Source organism: bacterium (assembly GCA_013360215.1).
Lineage (GTDB): Bacteria > CLD3 > CLD3 > SB21 > SB21 > JABWCP01.
This window is the reverse complement of the sequence record JABWCP010000004.1, coordinates 234,784-254,214: the sequence shown is the minus strand read 5'-3', so window position 1 is coordinate 254,214 and position 19,431 is coordinate 234,784. Positions and strand designations below refer to the sequence as shown.

The following is a 19,431-nucleotide window of genomic DNA, read 5'->3' as shown; positions in this document are numbered from 1 at the left end:
AGTATGCGGTTGAACTCCTTGATTGACTTTCGTCTGTGGTTTTGATAATTTCGCTCGTTTTCATCGGTTAACATTTTACAATCGAAAGCAGTATGGATTTTCGTGAAAAGATATTGATGATCGATGATGAACCGGATAAAATTTTTATCTTTTCGACGATACTCCAAAACAAAGGTTTTGAAGTGATCACCTCCGAAAGCGGACGCGAAGGCTTGGAAATCATGACCCGCATACGGCCGGATTTGATTCTTTTGGATATCAATATGCCGGACATCAACGGGCACACCGTTCGCGAAAAACTCAAGGAGCGTCCGTCCACACGCAATGTCCCGATTGTGATGTTTAGCTCCAGCGATCAGTTGTCCGACAAATTAGCATCTTTGCGAACCGGAGCCGATGACTATATCACCAAAGACGTGGATCATCAGGAATTAACGGCCCGTTTAGAAGCTTTGATCCGTCGCTATAAAGAAAGCATCGGTGCAAATCCCCTGACCAAATTACCGGGAAATTATGCGATCGAAGACGACATCAACTTTAGAATAGCGCAAAATCAAAAACAAAAAACGCCTTTTGCCGTTTGTTATGCGGATTTGGATAATTTCAAAGCATACAACGATAAGTACGGTTTCAAAAGCGGAGATGAGGCCATTCAGGGTACGGCACGTATAATCCTTGATGTGATCGGCGAACTGGGCGCAAAAGAAGATTTTGTCGGCCATGTTGGCGGGGATGACTTCGTCTTCATCGTTTCGCGTTACGATCGAGTGGAAACGATTTGTAAAACAATTATCGAACGATTAGATGATTTTTATCCGTCCCTGTATGACGAAACAGACCGTAAAGCGGGCCATATTATAACAAAAAACCGAAAAGACGAAATGGATCAGTTTCCGCTTATGTCTATTTCGATTGCCGTGGTAAGCAACGAAAACCGCGAGTTGAGCAGTATGGGACAGATCGCCCAAATCGCCGCCGAAGTCAAAAAAGCGGTGAAGAAAAAGGACGGCAGTAACTATCTGATTGATAAACGATCATAATATGTATTATATAACACATACGAGCGCTTGTGCGCCGGCATGTATCATTAACCGGAAGGAAGTATGTTCAAAAAAATTCTGATCGCCAATCGCGGTGAAATAGCGTTGCGCGTAATTCGCGCATGCCGTGAAATGGGTATCAAAACGGTGGCCGTATATTCCGAAGCGGATGCCAATTCACTCCACGTGCGTTTTGCCGATGAAGCCATTTGCGTGGGTCCGGCGCCAAGTGCCAAAAGTTATCTGAATATTCCACAGATCATGAGCGCCGCAGAAATAACCGGTGCCGACGGCATTCACCCGGGTTACGGATTTCTTTCTGAGAATATCAAGTTTGCGGAAATCTGTGAATCGGTCGGTGTCAAATTTATCGGCCCCAAATCTCACATGATTCAAAAAATGGGCGATAAGGCTTTTGCTAAAGATACGATGAAAAAAGCCGGCGTACCGGTTGTCCCCGGAAGCGACGGTATCGTGCGGGATATCAAACATGCCCGCGAAATCATGAAAGAAGCCGGGCTTCCCGTGATCATCAAAGCCACCGCCGGCGGCGGCGGACGCGGAATGCGTATTGTTCGTGAGGAATCGGAGTTTGAAAATGCGTATAACACGGCACGTGCGGAAGCCGAATCGGCATTTGGGAATCCGGATGTATACATCGAAAAATTCATTGAAAAACCGCGCCACATCGAAATCCAGCTCATCGGCGATCAGCATGGCAACGTATTTCACATCGGCGAGCGCGACTGTTCAATGCAACGTCGTCAACAGAAACTGATCGAAGAATCCCCTTCGCCCGCGGTGGATGAAGCTTTGCGTCAAAAAATAGGTGAAGCCGCTGTACGTGGCGCAAAAAGCGTAGACTACGAAAGCGTGGGCACCATCGAATTTTTGATGGATAAAGAAAAGAATTTTTACTTCATGGAAATGAATACGCGTATTCAGGTCGAGCACTGCGTCACTGAAATGGTATACGGCATTGACCTGATCAAATGGCAGATCCGCGTTGCCGCCGGAGAAAAACTGCCGTTCCAGCAGTCGGATTTCAAACCGCGTGGACACGCGATCGAATGCCGCATTAACGCCGAAGATCCCGATCACAATTTCCGTCCGTCAGCCGGAAAAATACATGCGTTTCATATTCCGAGCGGTTACGGTATTCGTGTTGATTCGCATGCGTATGCCGAATATCAAATCCCGTCCAACTATGACTCGATGATCGGTAAACTGATCGTTTTGGGAGAAAACCGTACTGAAGCCATCAGCAAGATGTGCGGAGCATTGGACGAATTTATCATCGAAGGCATCAAAACTACGATCCCCTTTCAGAAAAGGATGATGCTCAATGAAAATTTCGTAAGTGGGGATTTTGACACTAAGTTTGTGGAACGCCTGCTCGGTTTGTAGTATATTGCATCCACTGCAAAGTATGTCTATATTCATACCGGGGCTCTAATCCGGTCCCGGTATGGTTCTTATCATAAAACACAGCCGAAATTCCGATTGCCATTGGTCATCCTTGCTACAAAAGGGAGTTCATGATTCGGTTCGGTGTCATCATCCAATCTCTCCTTATTTTTGCTACGGGTTATTGGCTTAATCCCGCGCCGCAGAATACGTACGCACAATCCTTACCTGATCATTTTAGTCAACTCACGGTAGAAAACGGTTTATCCCACAGCACCATTTATACGGTCTACCAGGACCGGCTCGGCTTCATCTGGATGGGTACTGAAAACGGGCTCAACGCCTATGACGGCTATAGATTTATTCATTTTAAACACGATCCGCGTGATTCGACCACTCTGCCCAATAACAATGTGACTTCCATCGTCGAAGATGACGAAGCGCGTTTATGGCTTGGTACTTGGGGTGGTGGTTTAGCGCGATTTGACCGAACCACCTCTACATTTAAAACATACAAACCGATAGCCGGTCTAAATCATACCCTGAGTGACCTACGCATACAATACATCTTACGTCGCTCCGATGGCAAACTATGGATCGGTACCAATTCCGGCGGAGTTAATATTTTTGATCCGGTAACTGAAAAGTTCGTACACGTGTCGCACGACCCGCATAACGAAACATCATTACCGCATCCGCGTGTGTGGTCATTGGCTGAACAAAATCACGCCGTATGGGTTGGCACCGGTAACGGCCTTTGCCGCGTGTCGGAAGCACCCGATGGATTAAAAACAGAACGCATCGAAAAAATTTATCCCGGTCTTGTACTGAGTCACGGCACTATTCGTGCGTTATTTGCGGATGGGGACAGTCTTTTGTGGGTTGGCACCCAAGACGGTTTGGACCGCGTGGATCTGCGCACGGTATCGGTACGACGAAGTTTAACACACGAACGCGTTAACGTCGTCACGCGTTTACAAAACGGTCATCTGGCCGCCGGTACCATTCAGCACGGGATGTTTATTATGAATAGCGATGGGACGGTTATCAAAACATACCATCACGATCCGAATTATGCCCATTCGTTGGGACATAATGATGTACGTTGGATTATGGAAGATCGCTCCGGAATAGTATGGATCGCTACACGCGGCGAAGGCGTCAGTTTATTAGATAGTAAGCCACCAAAATTTTCCATCGTCGCTGACGATATCCAAAACAACACGCTCCGAAGCACACGGGTCGCCGCTGTATTTGAAGATCATAGCGCCAATGGAAAATTAGTACTGGCCGGCACGGACCGCGGTTTGATCGTGTACAATGAAAAGAAACGATCGTTTACAACTTATCTTGAACCTACGGAAGATAACACATCGTCGGTATGGATCACTTCTATCTACAAAGACCCAGCCGGTTTTTACTGGATCGGCACATTCGGCGAAGGTTTGATTTGGTTTGATTTACAGAGAGGTATTATTAAAAAAATCGTTAGCCGACCGGGAGACTCCACCTCGTTGAACGATAATCGTGTACGCGCCATTTATGCACAATCCATAAACGGTGTTCGCCGACTATGGATTGGCACGTATGGAGGATTACATCTTTGGGACGAGTCGAATAATCGTTTTAAACGTTGGGTTGCGCAAAATGGTAACACGAACAGTTTAAGTCACAATTTTATTCGTACCATTGTATCTGATCATGTAAATCGTTTGTGGATCGGCACCTATGGCGGCGGACTCAACAGATTTGAACCCGAAACCAATAATTGGAAACATTTTAAAGGTAACCCGTCTTATAAAAATAGCATTTCGGGAAATGAAATTATGACCATCGCATTGGATCCGGATACGGCTCATCCGCATCTTTGGATCGGTACGGACGGCAATGGTATAAGTTTGATGGATATTCGACAAGAAACATTTCGTTCCATTTCCATAGCCGATGGTTTACCGTCCGATGCTGTATATAATATCATTCCTACCGGACCGGATCATTTTTGGATATCTACCAATAACGGACTCTCGCAACTGAGGTATATACCGGATAATCAGTTTGCTTTTAGAAATTTTAATGTCGTGGACAAACTTCCTTCCAATATTTTTGCACAAGGTGCGCATTATTTATCAAACGACGGAACGCTTTATTTCGGCGGTGTACACGGCATAGTTTCAGTCAATACTCGCAAGTTGGTTTTTAACCAGATCGCTGTAAAACCTCAGATCACCGGCTATACGCTGCATAACGGTGAATCTACCATTGAACGTTCGACATTTGGATTGGACGAACTTACCCTCGAATCATCCGTCACATGGCTTACATTTCAGTTCAGCGCGCTCGAATACACCAATTCACTAAAAAATAAATACGCCTATAAACTCGACGGCTTGGACGAACATTGGATTTACAGCGATGAACGGCGTTCGGCATCGTATAACACCCTCGCACCCGGTGATTATACGTTTTTGATAAAAGCATCCAATAACGACGGCGTATGGTGTGAGTCACCGACACGACTCACATTGCATGTTTTACCGCCATTCTGGAAAACTTGGTATTTTCGTTTGGCCATCGTTGTTTTGATCACCTTGGCGTTGTGGTCGTTTCACCGGCTGCGCCTTCAAAGAGTGGAGCAATACAATCGCCGCCTTGAAAACATCATCAATGAGCGTACGACTGAACTGAAAATCAAAAACGAAGAACTTGAAATCCTCAATCAAAAGAAAAACGAATTCCTCGGTATTGCGGCTCACGATCTTCGAAATCCTTTGACGACGATCATCGGTTACGTACAACTTATGATCAACGATATCCGGCACGGACACGCTACGATGCGAGATATTGAAAACGACTTGGATACCGTACATAAAGTGTCGCAACAAATGGCAAATCTGGTTTCGACATTGTTGGATTGGAGTTCCATCGAAGCCGGTAAAGTTAACTTGGAAAAACACAGCGAAAGTTTGCAACGCATCATAGACGAGTGTGAAAATCTGCATCGTCGTGCCGCCGAACAAAAAAATATTCGTTTAGCTGTCGAGCGACCCTTACTCATGCCCAATGTATTTGTCGATCGCAACCGGATTTTGGAAGTAATGGATAACTTGCTCTCCAATGCGATCAAATACACTCATCCCGGCGGTGCGGTGCGGGTTTTTTGTGAACCTACCGATCGTGAAGTTTGCGTTCATGTCGAAGATACAGGACAAGGCCTCTCGCAAGAAGACCTTAACAAAGTATTCAAATCGTATCAGAAGCTCAGCGCACGTCCGACAGCCGGAGAAGTCAGCACGGGACTCGGTCTGGCCATCGTCAAAAAGGTGATTGAACTGCACGGTGGACGCGTATGGGTTACCAGCGAAAAAGGCAAGGGTTCGCGATTTAGTTTTTCTGTACCTTGTTATAATGAGTACAACTGAAAGCAAATTAAGCTTCTCTTCTCTTTTCGCATGACGTTTTACCTTCGATCACAACGCCGCATATTCGTTGTTCTTTCCTTGCTATTTGAGTCACAAAATTCTAAATTCTTCATTGTAGTGAAAACCGCTTGTGCGCGGTTTTTTACGTCTATACTAATGATTATAGACTTCGTTAAAAACACAGTTAAAACTTAAGAAACTTACAGGATAGTTATGGATAGTTTATCTATTATCATCATGTGCGCCGCGGGCATTGTGATGTTTATTCTCGGATGGGTCTTTGCAACTTATTTCGGAAAAAACAAAGTATCGGAAATTCGCAAAATCGCCGAAAACACCATACGCGAAGCTAAACGTGAAGCCGAAACCATACGCAACGAAGCTGAAGTCAAATCCAAACAACGTTGGCATCAGATCAAAATGAAAATCGTCAGTGAAACGGACGAACGTGAAAAACGCCTTAAACAGTACGAGCAAAAGCTGGTTAACCGCGAACGCGAAATCCGCAACAAAATGAGCGGTACTGTCGAAAAAGAACAACTGCTCCAACGTTCACAAAAAGATCTTACGACGCAGCAAGAGCAACTCCAGACGCGCGCCCAACATGTCGAATCGGTCATCCATCAGCAGATGGAAAAATTAGAAAACATTACCAAGTTGTCCTACGAAGAAGCGAAGAAACAGTTTTTGGAAAGTGTTGCGCAACGGGCCCAAAAAGAAGCCGCCGAACTGATGCTCCAAATGAAAAGTGAAGCTACGCAGAAAGCAAGTTTCGAGGCCAAATGGATTATATCGGACGCCATCCAGCGTTTAGCTTCCGATCAAACGGCCGAGATAACCCTCACAACGGTGGATTTACCCAATGAAAAGATCAAAGGCGCGATCATCGGGCGTGAAGGGCGAAACATCAAAGCATTTGAACAAATCACGGGCGTGAAGGTCATTATTGACGATACCCCCGAAGTGCTTGTTCTTTCTTCGATGGATCCTGTGAAACGCGAAATCGCCAGATTAGCAATGTTGCGCCTCACGGAGACGCCGAATATCCAGCCCGAGTTTATTGAAGACGTTGTCGAGCGTTGCAAAAAACAAGTCGAAACAGCAATGAATAAAGCTTCCGATGAAGTGCTCAATTCGCTAAACATTAAAAATGTCGCACCGGAAATGAAACAAATGCTGGGTCGTCTGAAGTACCGTACCAGCTATGGTCAAAATGTTTTACAACACAGCAAAGAAGTCGCCTTGCTAGCCGGTAATATGGCATCTGAACTCGGCTATGATGTTCAGCTTGCGCGCCGCGCAGGTTTGTTTCATGATATCGGTAAGGCCACCAGTAACGAAAACGAAGGAAGTCACGTCACGATCGGTGTCGAAGTTACGACGCGCTGCAAAGAGCACGAGGTCGTAATTAACTCGGTACTCGCACATCACGACGAAGCCGAACCGATCCACCCGATTTCACAACTTGTTACGGCAGCCGACATTATTTCCGGTTCTCGCCCCGGCGCGCGCCGTGAACCGCTGGAAGCGTATGGCGCACGGATCGAAAAATTGGAACAAATCGCTCAACAATTTGACGGCGTTTCTAAAGTATATGCTATTTTCGCCGGACGCGAAATTCGCATCGTCGTCGAAGCCGAAAAAATGGATGATGCCCAGTCGGCCATGCTGAGCTCCAATGTCGCACAAAAAATTCAGAACGAAATGCAATACCCCGGTCAGATTAAGGTTGTTGTGATTCGCGAGCGCCGCGTCGTACGATATACCAATAGTACCTCCCCTGCCGTTGATGAAGCGCGTATTGAGGAGGCTGTTGTCAGTGATTCACCTTCGCAAAATTAAGATTAAAAATAACTTGCGGTAGGTCAATCACGGATGTACATTTGACCGTTCTCACATAAGAGGTTATCAAACCCTATCTGTTAACATATTTTTAATGTAAGGATTGATCACGTATATGAACTCCAAATCCAAAGCCATAGCCGTTGACGCAGGAATGCTCAAAGATTTTCTTTTGGTCATCGGTTTTTCCATACTTACGGCGGTTTCTGCGTGGATTGAAGTACCGTTATTTTTTACACCGGTACCGATCACACTGCAAACGCTTATGGTATCTTTGTCCGGCGCTTTGTTAGGTGCTCGTCGTGGCGCTTTGAGTCAGGCGGCTTATTTATTCTACGGTATCTGCGGTTTGCCCGTTTTTGCCGGCGGCGCATCCACGATCGCATATCTTATCGGGCCCACCGGCGGTTACTTGCTGGCTTTTCCGATCATGGCTTTTCTTACCGGTATGCTTGTTATGAAAGAGTCCAATTTGCTTTACAATATCGGTGCCTTTTTCCTCGCCAGTTTACCTGTTCTTTTGATCGGCACCTTACAACTCAAGCTTTATACCGGTCAGGGCATGGCCACGGCTTTTTCGTTAGGATTTTTACCTTTTATTGCCGGTGATTTTATCAAATGTACTTTGGCCGCCGTGATTCACAAATCATGGAATGCTTACCGTTCCCGTTGATCATTGTTGATCATTAAAGACCACGGTTTTACCGTATCGAGAGAGATTATGAGCGCGCAGGAAATCACAACCACTATGAAATACTCAGACCACCCGATTGTCCAAAAATTATTGGAAGAAATCGTGTCGCATTTGACGGATTTGTCGGCTGACCGGACTGATCGTATTATTGGATTGATTCGTAGTTTTACCGAAAATCAGTTGGTACATGAGAAGAAACTTACCCGCATCGGATCGGCGCTGTCATCGGAACGAAACCTCGACGCACTTTTGGAAATGATCGTCGTTGAAGCGATGAGCTTTACCAACGCAGATGGCGGTACCTTGTATATAAAAACTCCCGATGACCGCGGTATCGCTTTTAAGATCATGCGTACCAAGTCTCTCAACTTCGCCATGGGTGGTACGAGCGGAAAAACCATTCCTTTTCCTCCGGTAAAACTGATCAAGGACGATGGCACACGCAATGAACAACAAGTTTCGGCTTATGTTGCGCTGACTGGTAATACCGTCAATATACCGGATGTGTACGATGTCGAAGGTTTCGATTTTCAAGGAACAAAAGCGTTTGATAAGAACACCGGGTATCGCTCCAAATCCATGATGGTGATTGCCATGCGCAATCACGAAAATGAGATCATCGGCGTCGTTCAGTTGCTCAATGCCAAAGCGCACGATGGTACGACAATTCCTTTCTCTGTGGATTATCAGGAACTGATCGAATCGCTTGCTTCGCAAGCGGCGGTAGCCATCACAAATACCACGCTTATCAATGATCTCCGTGCCCTCTTAGATTCGTTTATCCAAGTTATCGCGGCCGCGATCGACGAAAAATCACCTTATACCGGCGGCCACATCCGTCGTGTAGCGGAACTTACTTCCGCTATGGCGCGCTCTATGAGCGATACTTCCGAAGGGAAGTACAAAGATTTCACGATGAACGAAGACGAACACAACGAACTCCGTATCGCAGGCTGGATGCACGATATCGGAAAAATCACCACACCGGAATATGTCGTTGATAAATCCACAAAACTGGAAACTATTTACGATCGTATTCACACGGTGATGGCTAAGTTTGAAGTGCTTAAACGTGAGGAAGAAGTTCGTTATATTCGTGAACGAGCAAAAATAGAAACTTCCAAAGTGCGCGATAAAAAGAAAAAATTAAGCGCCTTAGAAGAAAGCTACGCACAAAAGAAAAAACAAATAGAAGACGACGCCGCATTTATCAAAGTATGTAATATCGGCGGTGAATTTATGGAGGACGCCAAACTGGAGCGTCTGCGTAATATCGCTCAGCAGAAAATCATGATGGAAGGGCAGGAAATGCAACTGCTCACCGAAAATGAAGTGTATAATCTCTCCATCCGCCGCGGTACGCTGACAGAAGAAGAACGTAAAAAAATCCAGGATCACGTCGTTCTCACGATCAAAATGCTTCAGCAATTGCCGTGGCCCAATAAGCTTAGCCGTGTTACCGAATGGGCCGGCGCGCACCACGAAGCGCTTAATGGTAAGGGTTATCCGTACGGACTTACGGCAGAACAACTCAATACACAACAACGTATTATGGCCGTCGCCGACGTATTTGAAGCCTTAACAGCTGCCGATCGCCCGTATAAACCCGGAAAGAAAATTTCTGAATGTATCAAAATTCTCGGCTTCATGGTCAAGGATGGCCACTTGGATTCGGATATTGTTGATTACTTTATTACGACCGGTATGGCACAGGATTATGCGCGACGTGAACTCAAAGATTACCAACTTGATGTATTTACATACAACGGTAAAGAATACGATTGCCGCAGACCGGCTCAGGAGCCGACTCCGGAAACCGCAACTTCTTAACGCGCCTCACCACAGATGAATCCCCGTAAAGCATTGACTATCGCCGGTTCTGACTCAGGCGGCGGTGCAGGTATTCAGGCCGACCTCAAAACATTTTCGGCACTCGGTGTTTACGGTGCATCGGTCATCACGGCAATCACGGCTCAAAATACCGTGGGTGTAACCGCAATCATGGATGTTACCACAGATGTGATTTCCCGACAAATCGAAGCCGTGCTCACCGACATAAAACCCCAAGCCGTCAAAACCGGAATGTTGTCCAACGCGGATATAATTCAAACCGTTAGTGATGGCCTTCGTAAGTATAGCGTAAAAAAATTAGTCGTAGATCCTGTAATGGTCGCTAAAAGCGGTGATCGCTTATTGCAAGACAACGCCATAAGTGCACTTATTGAGCGGCTTCTTCCACAGGCTACGGTCCTGACACCTAATATTCCCGAGGCTGAAGTGCTTACCGGAAAAAAAATAACAACGATTTCAGATATGGAGATAGCTGCAGACACACTGCGCGCGATGGGTCCTAAGTACATCATAGTAAAGGGCGGGCATCTCAAAGGTGAAGCCATCGATGTTTTTTACGATGGCCGCAAAATTTACCATCTGCGTCACCAACGTATTCGAAGCAAAAATACCCACGGTACCGGATGCACCTTCAGCGCAGCTATCGCTGCACATTTGGCTAAAGGATTCACGGTTCTGGAATCCGTACGTTTAGCTAAACGATATATTTCATTGGCCATAACCCACGCTTTTTCAGTAGGCAGCGGACATGGGCCGGTACATCATTTTCACAAATTCTATTAATCGCTATGCCCGTCGCCCATCGCTCCTTTCTTATGCAAAAGATATTGTGTTGGGTTGGTATCATCCCCTTCACGATCAGCGCGGCTATTTTTATACCCGCACTGATGTCCGATCTGATCACAGGAAACTATACTACAGCGGAACAATCTAAATTATCCGCACCCCAAAACGATTCTTTAGTCGCACTGTCTGATAATTCGCATTCCCAAAAACCAACGGAACTGGGTGTACTTATCGGAGCGGGCATTTGTATGGGTATCGTTCCGGGCATACTTACTTTTCTGCTGATCGTACAGCTGCGCAGAATAAATCGCCTTGAGAAAAAACACAATGAAGTGTATATCCAAGACCGTCTGCTTGAGCTGGCACAAAAACATAATGGTAAACTGACTATCGTGGAAACCGCTACGGAACTGGATATCGCTGTTTCGGATGCCCAAACTTTATTGGAAAACTTATGCCGCATCGGCATGGCACAATTACAAGTAAGCGAATCCGGAACCTTGGTGTACCATGTCACAGATATTATCTCTAAAGACGAAAAAGACCGATCGGAAACCGTATAAATCATGAGTTCTGCCGTGCCTGAGGTATGGACAGTCAAATCCATCATGGATTGGACTATACATTATCTTAATGAAAAAAATATCGAATCCGCACGTACCAACGTAGAGTGGCTTTTATGCCATACGCTGGGTTGTAAACGCATGGATTTGTATGTCAATTATGATCGTCCGTTGGACCAAAATGAACGCGATGAATTTAAGGCTTCGCTAAAACGACGATTGCTTGCCGAACCGCTTCAGTATATTGTCGGACATACGGATTTTATGGGATTGACATTTCACGTCAATCGAAATGTGTTAATCCCAAGACCCGATACCGAACTTTTAGTTGAACGCGTCCTGGATTTATGCGGAAAAAGTGAAAATATAAAATCACTTCGCATTCTGGATATCGGAACTGGAAGCGGAGCAATCATCATCAGTCTTGCATATTATTTGAAAAAACACGGTTTTGAATTACAAGCTACAGCTGTTGACATAAGTCAAAACGCATTGGTCGTAGCACAAGAAAACGCGAATAAAATTTTGCCAGACACTCATATTCAGTGGCAACATTGTGACATTTTCGATTCGTCTTCGATCGAAAGTTTGAAACATCGTTTTGATATCATCGTATCCAATCCGCCGTACATTTCCGATAAGGAGTACGCTCTATTGGATAAAGAAATACGTGATTATGAACCGAATACCGCTTTGCGCGCTGAAGATAATGGGCTGGCTTTTTATCGTAAGATTGGCCATATTGCTGCGGATATTTTGGATCCCTCCTCACCATTTGGATATATCGCACTGGAAGTAGGTTTTGATCAGGCGGATGCCGTAGCTCAGATTTTGCATAGTACCGGATATACATATCAGCAACGTTACAAAGATATTCAAAATTATGAACGTGTTCTGATCGGAAAAAAATAAATGTCCATGAATTTAGATTTTCAAAATAAATACGACGAACTTATCAATAGCCTTCCGGACGGAATTTTCGTAATCAACGAAAATGGTCAAATCATTCTTGCCAATCAGTCGGCCGCAGAAATATTGGGATACTACGGTCCGAGCGAATTTTACAGCCTTACTGTTGATACGATATATGCTAATACCGGTGACCATGATGCGTTATTATCTATTTTAGGGCATCGCGGTTATGCCGAGCGAAGCCTTTTCGATTGGCGCAAAAAAGACGGTTCGACACGCCTCATTGAAGTTTCAGCCATACCGCTTCGCAACGCACAAGGTAAGATCGGCGGCATTCAAGCTGTCTTTCGCGACATTAGCCGGCGTCTTGAAAATCAAATCGCTCAACAGGAAACCATCGCTGAAGCGGCTTCGCGCGCAGTGGATTCGGACCGGATTTTGGAGTATATCAATTTTTACCGGACCCGCCCGATGTCACTGATACTTCAAGGTGTGGCTCATAATCTGAATACCCCGCTCGGAAGCATGCGTGGACGCGCCGAATTACTCCTCCATCAGCTGCGAAAAAACGCTTCGCTTTTCGAATCGGTCAGCGATGAAAAACTGCGTAGTGATTTAGATGCATTTCGCGGAAAGCTGGAAAAAGGACTCAACGAAGTCATCGGCCAGGTAGATAAAGCCAGTCTTTTGATGCGAGGTTTTTCCGCTAAAGTTGCGTTTGAAATGCAAGATGCCGAAATGGAATTGGATATTAACGCTATCTTGCAAAATGAATTTGGATTTTTTGAGTCGAGTCTTTATTTCAAGCATCAAATCCAAAAAGAAATGCAGTACGCAGATAAACTACCGATGATCAAAGGCATTTATCGCGATTTTTCACAAGCATTTCACAATATCATCATCCATTGCATCAAAGCAACAGCCGCTATTTCGGATCGTTGGCTTTATGTGAAAACGGAATTGCTTGATAATATGATTACCGTTACGATCCGTGATAACCGCGTAATGGCCGCGCATGATTCGGAAGCGTATCATGGACGTATGAATCTTGAGACACGCTACTCTGCACTTTCAGATGAGAATTTCTTTTCGATGGGAGATATCGAACTTTTTAATGCACGCCAATATTTGGCTAAATACCAGGCTACGATGACACTTTTTCCTAATGGAGAGCCAAAAATTATCGTGCAAATTCCACGAAATTGGAATTAATCACACGCCCTTCTTTTTCGACGCCTTTCGTAATTCGTATTTTTTTAATCACAATTTTTTGGAGAGGTGACGCATGAAAATAAAAGACATTTCTCTCACGATTTCCAATGACATCGTAACCTGGCCGGGCGATCCTAAAGTTAATATCCAACTTCCCATACAAATGAAAAAAGGCGACGCGTGCAATGTCTCGCGCTGGGAAATAGGCGCTCATACCGGCACACATACGGATGCGCCCTTTCATTTTGTTGACGACGGCAAAGGTATTGATGAAGTGCCTTTGGATATTTATATCGGGCCATGCATTGTCGTAGAAGTAAAACCCAAAACAATTAATATTGAAGCCGACGATTTGAAACACATTGACTTCAAAGGCCATAAACGTGTTCTTTTCAAAACCAAAAACTCCTTGCATTGGAAAAACGGTAATATGGAGTTTGATAAAGATTTTATTGCCGTAGGTTTAACCGGCGCTGAATATTTGCTCAAGAAGAAAGTCAAATTGGTTGGTGTAGATTATTTGAGCGTGGAGAGCTTTCACGCCGAATTTGATCATCCCGTGCATAAAAAATTACTTGGCAGTCAAGTCGTCGTCGTCGAAGGCTTAAATCTTTCGGATGTACGGCCCGGTGAGTACGAACTAATTTGTATGCCGCTTAAAATAAAACACGGCGACGGAACGCCGGTTCGCGCAGCACTCCGTGATCTTACTAATGCCAAAGCAAAGTCAAAACCTAAAAAGCGACCCGCTGTCAATAAAAAGCGTAAAAAGAAATAAATTTTACATAAAAAACCTCGGCTTTAAAACCGAGGTTTTTTACAAATATGGACCGGCCCCCAGAGTAAACCTATTCGCGTTGGCGAATTTTTTACTTATAGATTTCGCCGGCCCTCCTCAAATTATTTGATGGAAATAAAATTATCCGTTTGTTGGCTTATCCATTCGACCAAACGACGTGCGGATGCGGAAGAGTTTCCCCACGATGTTTGAGACCAACATGTATCTAAGACGGCATCGCCGCTTTCGCTATAAACCGTTAGACATAAAATCGCATCCTGTCGGTCGGACGTACTTGCTTTTTCACTGATCATCTCCGCAATATCGCGATCCAATCTACGCAGACTATCTGCAGCAAAAAAAACAACCGATGCCGGGCCACGTCCTCCTTCCGTAAGCTGGGACATTTGACCGTCGTATGACAGTTCTACATAGCGTTTATAGAGACCTGCTTTTTGCTCTACAACGATATACCAACGCATAACTTTAGGTGATTCGACCATTACAGGTGGCGCCTCAGCATCAGACTTAGTTTCAGTTGTTTTCCTGATGTTTTTGCTACCGGAACAACTCAAATAAAATAACGCCAAGAGTACGCTCAACAAAAGCACACCTTGTGATTTTGTTTTTAATAAAAATCTATGCATAGAGCGGGAAATTTTTAGTAAGATCCGTGATTTCATTTTTTATTTTATGCAGTTCTTCCATTTGGTCAGCATGGCGAATCGCCCGGTCAATAAATCCGGCGATAATTCGCATTTCCGATTCTTTCATGCCACGTGTCGTCAGCGCCGGCGTGCCGATACGAATACCGCTTGTTACAAGCGGGCTTTGCACATCAAAAGGCACCATGTTTTTATTTACCGTTATGCCGGCATGCTCAAGTGTTTGCTCGGCTTTTTTTCCGGTAATGTTTTTATTGGATAGATCAACCAATACCAAATGATTGTCCGTACCGCCGGAAACGAGTGTATAATTCAGATTGACCAGTTGCTCTGCTAATGCCTTCGCATTAGCCATCACCTGACGGGCATATTCTTTGAACGAGGGCTGAAGCGCTTCTTTGAATGCAATAGCTTTCGCGGCAATGATATGCATAAGCGGACCGCCCTGGATACCGGGCATTACATTACTGTCGAGGATTTCAGACATCATGCGTAACCGTCCGGATTTGGGAGCCGTAATGCCTAATCTGTTTTCAAAATCTTTTCCCATCAGGATAAGCCCCGAACGCGGGCCGCGCAACGTTTTGTGCGTCGTCGTCGTTACGATATCGCAATACGGTACCGGACTGGGATGCAAGCCGGCCGCAATAAGGCCTGCCGGGTGCGCCATATCGGCCATAAGATAAGCCCCTATTTCATCTGCAATAGCGCGAAATTTTTCGTATTCAAAAAAACGTGTATAGGCACTTGCACCGGCAATGATCAGTTTCGGTTTATGTTCACGCGCCACACGTACCATTTGATCGTAATCAATGCGGCCCGTTTCTTTTTTTACGCCATACGATACAACCTTGTACATTTTTCCTGAAAAATTTACCGGGCTGCCGTGTGTCAAATGACCGCCATGTGCGAGATCCATGCCCATCACCGTATCGCCGGGTTTGATCAAAGTAAAATACACAGCCATGTTAGCCTGGCTACCGGAGTGCGGTTGCACATTGGCGTACGCGGCACCGAAAAGTTCTTTGGCACGATCCCGAGCCAGATTTTCGGCGACATCTACAAATTCACATCCACCGTAATAACGATTTCCGGGATAGCCTTCCGCATACTTATTGGTCATCACTGTTCCGGCCGCTTCCATTACGGCTTTACTGACAAAATTCTCAGACGCTATCATTTCGAGGGTCGTATTTTGACGTACTTTTTCATCCATGATGGCTTTGTACAATTCGGGATCAAACTGGTGAATGTGTTCCATGAAGCAGAAATCCTTTTTTTGTTCGTGACAATGTAGTGATCAAGCCTATCAAGGTGCAAATGAAAATTTTGAGCGCTTATCTCGGATAAGAAACAAAAACACTATACGCGTCGGGATCAACTTCTAATGTTTTTAAAATCTTATTTGTAGAAACATCAATAACGGTAATCAAACCCGTTCCTCCGCTGCCGCCGTGATGCGGTATGACGGCGCCGTCTTTATTTCGGTTACTTACATACACGAGCAACCCGTCCGGACTCACGGAGACACCGTTGGGTTGAGCAAGGCGATGAAACGTTTTACCGTCGTCGGATGTCTGCGCAGTAATATCCGTTTCCTTATAATACCCTTCCGCATTCTTTTTTATAACGGTAATACTGCTATCGTTGGAGTTAGCCACAAAAACTGCGCTCCCATCAGGTAACACGTCCAGTTGGATTGGTTTTGCGTTGGTATTGTGGCCGACATTAATGGCTTGTTTAAAAGTAAACGTATTACCGTTATTTGTTTTAGTACGTTGGAAAATACGTACCTGCGCATTTTTTCGACACGTAATAAAAAGCAAATTTTCATAACCGCTGTTATTTTTCGGACCCATCCCGATGTGATAAGGTTCGTATTTGGGCGTGGGTGTTACATCGTCCGCCACATCAAAATGAGAGGCAAGCGTATCGGCTTGGGTGTTGATGACATAGATTCGATCCGAATACACCGCACTGACATACAGCAAAGTGCCGTCTTTAGAAAGATTAATTCCGTGCGGGCTAACACCCACAGGGATAGATTTTATTTCCGACATCGTTCCCGTATTCAGCACGGTGATACGCCCGTTGTTCCCTGTATTATTTACTTCAAATTTGGTGGTCACATACAGCTTCGATCCGTCTTGTGAAAGTTTTATTAACGCAACAGGATCCAGTAACGCCGCCTTGTCTATTAATTCGCCGGTTTTAGCATCGTATTTAAAAACATCGCCGGTTGCAATCATGGATGTGTAGAAATATTTCCCGTCACGGCTCACTTCGATTCCGTGCGGGCTTTCGTTTTGCGGGCGATCCCCGACATCAAACACACGCATTATATTGTGCGTTCGCGCATCCAGCACAGAAACGATATCATTAATCTGGTTGGTCGTAAATATTTTATTTCGAACATGTTCAAAAGGAATATTCCCCTCAAGACTCGGTGCACCATCTTCGATCCAGGATTGTATTATGGCAACATTCGATGCGACCAGTGTATCTTTGTTATAAGGTGCGTAGTTTGGCGGCATACGCGGATCCATAATACCACGAATATGTCCCATCATATGGCTTTTGTCCGCACGATACGCGACGACCGCCGCACCGTTCTCACCGCCTTCAAACAAACCGCTCCATGATGATAAATCCAAATTATTGGGCAGGTGAAGAGCCTTGGCAAGATCATGTTCGTCGGGCAAATGGCATCCTGCGATAGCACATGATTTTTGAAAAATCGAATCCACCGCCACCGGAAATTCTTTTATGGACATATGTTTTTTTTCCTGCCCGCATGAAATAAGAAAAAAAATCATACCCGCCACAATGATAGAGATTTTCATTCGTTGTCCTTCCTAAAGCACTATTCCCGCTGTTGTGGCGGGAATAGTATAAAACACGTCATATTTGATATTATTTTAGTTTAATTACGATAACGCTTCTATCACTACGGCGACGCCTTGCCCGCCACCGATACATGCGGAAGCCAAACCGTATTTTTTGCCGCGACGCTTCAATTCGTATAACGCTGTTAAAGTAAGTCGCGCACCTGATGCAGCTAGCGGATGGCCGAGCGCAATGGCGCCGCCGTTGACGTTGGTAATTTCGCGGTTCAGGCCAAGTTCTTTTTCGCAAGCGATATATTGCGGAGCAAAGGCTTCATTGATTTCTACGATGTCCATATCAGAAACTTTGAGCCCGGCATCCGCAAGCGCTTTTTGCGAAGACGGTACGGGACCAATACCCATGATCGAAGGATCTACGCCGGCGTGACCCCAGCTTATCAGGCGACCCAGCGGCTTAAGCCCTTTTGCTTTGGCTATCTCGGCTGTTGTAATAAGTACGGCCGCAGCGCCGTCACAAATTCCGCTGGCATTACCCGCTGATATCGTGCCGTCTTTTTTGAAATACGGTGCAAGTGTTTGAAGCATTTCGACCGTCGTTTCAGGTCGGGGATGTTCATCGGTGTCAAAAATCTTTACACCTTTGCGGGTTTTTATTTCGATAGGCGCAATTTCATCTTTGAGTCGTCCGCCGAGTATTGCATCCTTTGCTCGCATTTGACTGAGGTATGCATAAAGGTCACAATCCGTGCGCGAAATTTTTAATTTATCGGCTAAGTTTTCGGCTGTCTGCGCCATCGAAAAACCGCAGTGCGGATCGGATAACGCTTCCCATAATGAATCTTCAAATTTCATGGGTTGACCAAGATTGACACCAAATCGCGTACCCCGAACAACAAACGGAGCTTGACTCATACTTTCCGTGCCGCCTGCCAAAACCATCGTGGATTCGCCCAAAAGAATTTGGCGCGCACCTTCGATGATCGCTTCAAAACCGGAACCGCAAAGGCGATTCAAAGTCAAAGCCGGCGTGGTTTGCGGCAGTCCCGCCTTGAGCGCTATATGACGCGCCATATAGATCGCATCCGCACTGGTTTGTGATGCATTGCCAAAAACTACGTGATCCACATCTTCAGGTTTGACACCCGCACGTTTGATAGTCTCCTGTGCAGCAAAAACGCCGAGCTGGATAGCGGAAAAATCTTTAAGTGTTCCACCAAATTTCCCAAATGCCGTGCGTGCACCGGCGACTATTACAATTTCTTTGTTCAATTTCATCTAAAAAACTCCGATTGAAAGAATGATGTTTGGTTTTTTTTATACGAGGAAAGAATAGCGTTTTTGATAAATAAATTCCACCCCAAAACAAAAAACCCGCACATTTTTCGTTGTGCGGGTTTTTGGAATAAGGCTAAAAAA

Annotated in this window: 15 protein-coding genes; 11 read left to right on the top strand and 4 right to left on the bottom strand. The window is 45.2% G+C overall.

Annotated elements, in window-relative coordinates:
• The first annotated feature begins 92 nt into the window (after positions 1–92).
• The 11 genes from HUU58_04485 (at position 93) to HUU58_04435 (ending at position 14,504) form a co-directional block, all read left to right on the top strand.
• Entirely contained in the window at positions 93–1,040 is a 948-nt protein-coding gene (locus tag HUU58_04485; protein NUN44919.1) for a response regulator, read from the top strand.
• A 63-nt stretch (positions 1,041–1,103) separates the two neighbouring features.
• Complete coding sequence (accC, locus tag HUU58_04480; protein NUN44918.1) at positions 1,104–2,447, top strand: acetyl-CoA carboxylase biotin carboxylase subunit; 1,344 nt, start codon at positions 1,104–1,106, stop codon at positions 2,445–2,447.
• A 131-nt stretch (positions 2,448–2,578) separates the two neighbouring features.
• Positions 2,579–5,866 (top strand): hypothetical protein, encoded by a 3,288-nt coding sequence (locus HUU58_04475; GenBank protein ID NUN44917.1) that lies wholly within the window; start codon positions 2,579–2,581, stop codon positions 5,864–5,866.
• A gap of 213 nt (positions 5,867–6,079) precedes the next feature.
• Positions 6,080–7,708 carry a ribonuclease Y gene (gene rny / locus HUU58_04470; protein NUN44916.1) on the top strand — a complete coding sequence of 543 codons (1,629 nt, stop codon included), beginning with the start codon at positions 6,080–6,082 and terminating at the stop codon, positions 7,706–7,708.
• 115 nt (positions 7,709–7,823) lie between these two features.
• Complete coding sequence (locus HUU58_04465) at positions 7,824–8,381, top strand: biotin transporter BioY (GenBank protein ID NUN44915.1); 558 nt, start codon at positions 7,824–7,826, stop codon at positions 8,379–8,381.
• 75 nt (positions 8,382–8,456) lie between these two features.
• Positions 8,457–10,232, top strand: coding sequence for an HD domain-containing protein (locus tag HUU58_04460; protein NUN44914.1), 1,776 nt, complete (start codon positions 8,457–8,459; stop codon positions 10,230–10,232).
• Between the two features lie 15 nt (positions 10,233–10,247).
• A complete protein-coding gene (thiD, locus tag HUU58_04455; GenBank protein NUN44913.1) occupies positions 10,248–11,036 on the top strand; it encodes a bifunctional hydroxymethylpyrimidine kinase/phosphomethylpyrimidine kinase in 789 nt (262 codons plus the stop codon).
• 32 nt (positions 11,037–11,068) lie between these two features.
• The gene (locus HUU58_04450) at positions 11,069–11,602 is read left to right on the top strand and encodes a hypothetical protein (GenBank protein ID NUN44912.1); all 534 of its coding nucleotides are present in this window, start codon (positions 11,069–11,071) and stop codon (positions 11,600–11,602) included.
• 3 nt (positions 11,603–11,605) lie between these two features.
• Positions 11,606–12,514, top strand: coding sequence for a peptide chain release factor N(5)-glutamine methyltransferase (gene prmC, locus HUU58_04445; protein ID NUN44911.1), 909 nt, complete (start codon positions 11,606–11,608; stop codon positions 12,512–12,514).
• Positions 12,515–13,726, top strand: a complete 1,212-nt coding sequence (locus tag HUU58_04440; GenBank protein ID NUN44910.1) for a PAS domain-containing sensor histidine kinase — start codon at positions 12,515–12,517, stop codon at positions 13,724–13,726.
• A 73-nt stretch (positions 13,727–13,799) separates the two neighbouring features.
• Positions 13,800–14,504, top strand: coding sequence for a cyclase family protein (locus HUU58_04435; GenBank protein NUN44909.1), 705 nt, complete (start codon positions 13,800–13,802; stop codon positions 14,502–14,504).
• Between the two features lie 122 nt (positions 14,505–14,626).
• Here HUU58_04435 and HUU58_04430 read toward each other — a convergent pair whose 3' ends face one another.
• The 4 genes from HUU58_04430 to HUU58_04415 form a co-directional block, all read right to left on the bottom strand.
• Entirely contained in the window at positions 14,627–15,109 is a 483-nt protein-coding gene (locus tag HUU58_04430) for a hypothetical protein (protein ID NUN44908.1), read from the bottom strand.
• Between the two features lie 34 nt (positions 15,110–15,143).
• A complete protein-coding gene (locus HUU58_04425; GenBank protein ID NUN44907.1) occupies positions 15,144–16,430 on the bottom strand; it encodes a serine hydroxymethyltransferase in 1,287 nt (428 codons plus the stop codon).
• A 76-nt stretch (positions 16,431–16,506) separates the two neighbouring features.
• On the bottom strand, positions 16,507–18,012 hold the full coding sequence (locus HUU58_04420) for a beta-propeller fold lactonase family protein (protein ID NUN44906.1): 1,506 nt from the start codon (positions 18,010–18,012) through the stop codon (positions 16,507–16,509).
• Positions 18,013–18,096: 84 nt separating this feature from the next.
• Positions 18,097–19,290, bottom strand: a complete 1,194-nt coding sequence (locus HUU58_04415) for an acetyl-CoA C-acetyltransferase (GenBank protein ID NUN44905.1) — start codon at positions 19,288–19,290, stop codon at positions 18,097–18,099.
• Between the last annotated feature and the right edge of the window lie 141 nt (positions 19,291–19,431).

What these genes read in the sequence shown, in the direction of transcription:
- HUU58_04485 (NUN44919.1), top strand. Translation starts at nt 93, where the DNA reads ATGGATTTTCGTGAAAAGATATTGATGATCGATGATGAACCGGATAAA.
- accC (NUN44918.1), top strand. Translation starts at nt 1,104, where the DNA reads ATGTTCAAAAAAATTCTGATCGCCAATCGCGGTGAAATAGCGTTGCGC.
- HUU58_04475 (NUN44917.1), top strand. Translation starts at nt 2,579, where the DNA reads ATGATTCGGTTCGGTGTCATCATCCAATCTCTCCTTATTTTTGCTACG.
- rny (NUN44916.1), top strand. Translation starts at nt 6,080, where the DNA reads ATGGATAGTTTATCTATTATCATCATGTGCGCCGCGGGCATTGTGATG.
- HUU58_04465 (NUN44915.1), top strand. Translation starts at nt 7,824, where the DNA reads ATGAACTCCAAATCCAAAGCCATAGCCGTTGACGCAGGAATGCTCAAA.
- HUU58_04460 (NUN44914.1), top strand. Translation starts at nt 8,457, where the DNA reads ATGAAATACTCAGACCACCCGATTGTCCAAAAATTATTGGAAGAAATC.
- thiD (NUN44913.1), top strand. Translation starts at nt 10,248, where the DNA reads ATGAATCCCCGTAAAGCATTGACTATCGCCGGTTCTGACTCAGGCGGC.
- HUU58_04450 (NUN44912.1), top strand. Translation starts at nt 11,069, where the DNA reads ATGCAAAAGATATTGTGTTGGGTTGGTATCATCCCCTTCACGATCAGC.
- prmC (NUN44911.1), top strand. Translation starts at nt 11,606, where the DNA reads ATGAGTTCTGCCGTGCCTGAGGTATGGACAGTCAAATCCATCATGGAT.
- HUU58_04440 (NUN44910.1), top strand. Translation starts at nt 12,515, where the DNA reads ATGTCCATGAATTTAGATTTTCAAAATAAATACGACGAACTTATCAAT.
- HUU58_04435 (NUN44909.1), top strand. Translation starts at nt 13,800, where the DNA reads ATGAAAATAAAAGACATTTCTCTCACGATTTCCAATGACATCGTAACC.
- HUU58_04425 (NUN44907.1), bottom strand. Translation starts at nt 16,430, where the DNA reads ATGGAACACATTCACCAGTTTGATCCCGAATTGTACAAAGCCATCATG.
- HUU58_04420 (NUN44906.1), bottom strand. Translation starts at nt 18,012, where the DNA reads ATGAAAATCTCTATCATTGTGGCGGGTATGATTTTTTTTCTTATTTCA.
- HUU58_04415 (NUN44905.1), bottom strand. Translation starts at nt 19,290, where the DNA reads ATGAAATTGAACAAAGAAATTGTAATAGTCGCCGGTGCACGCACGGCA.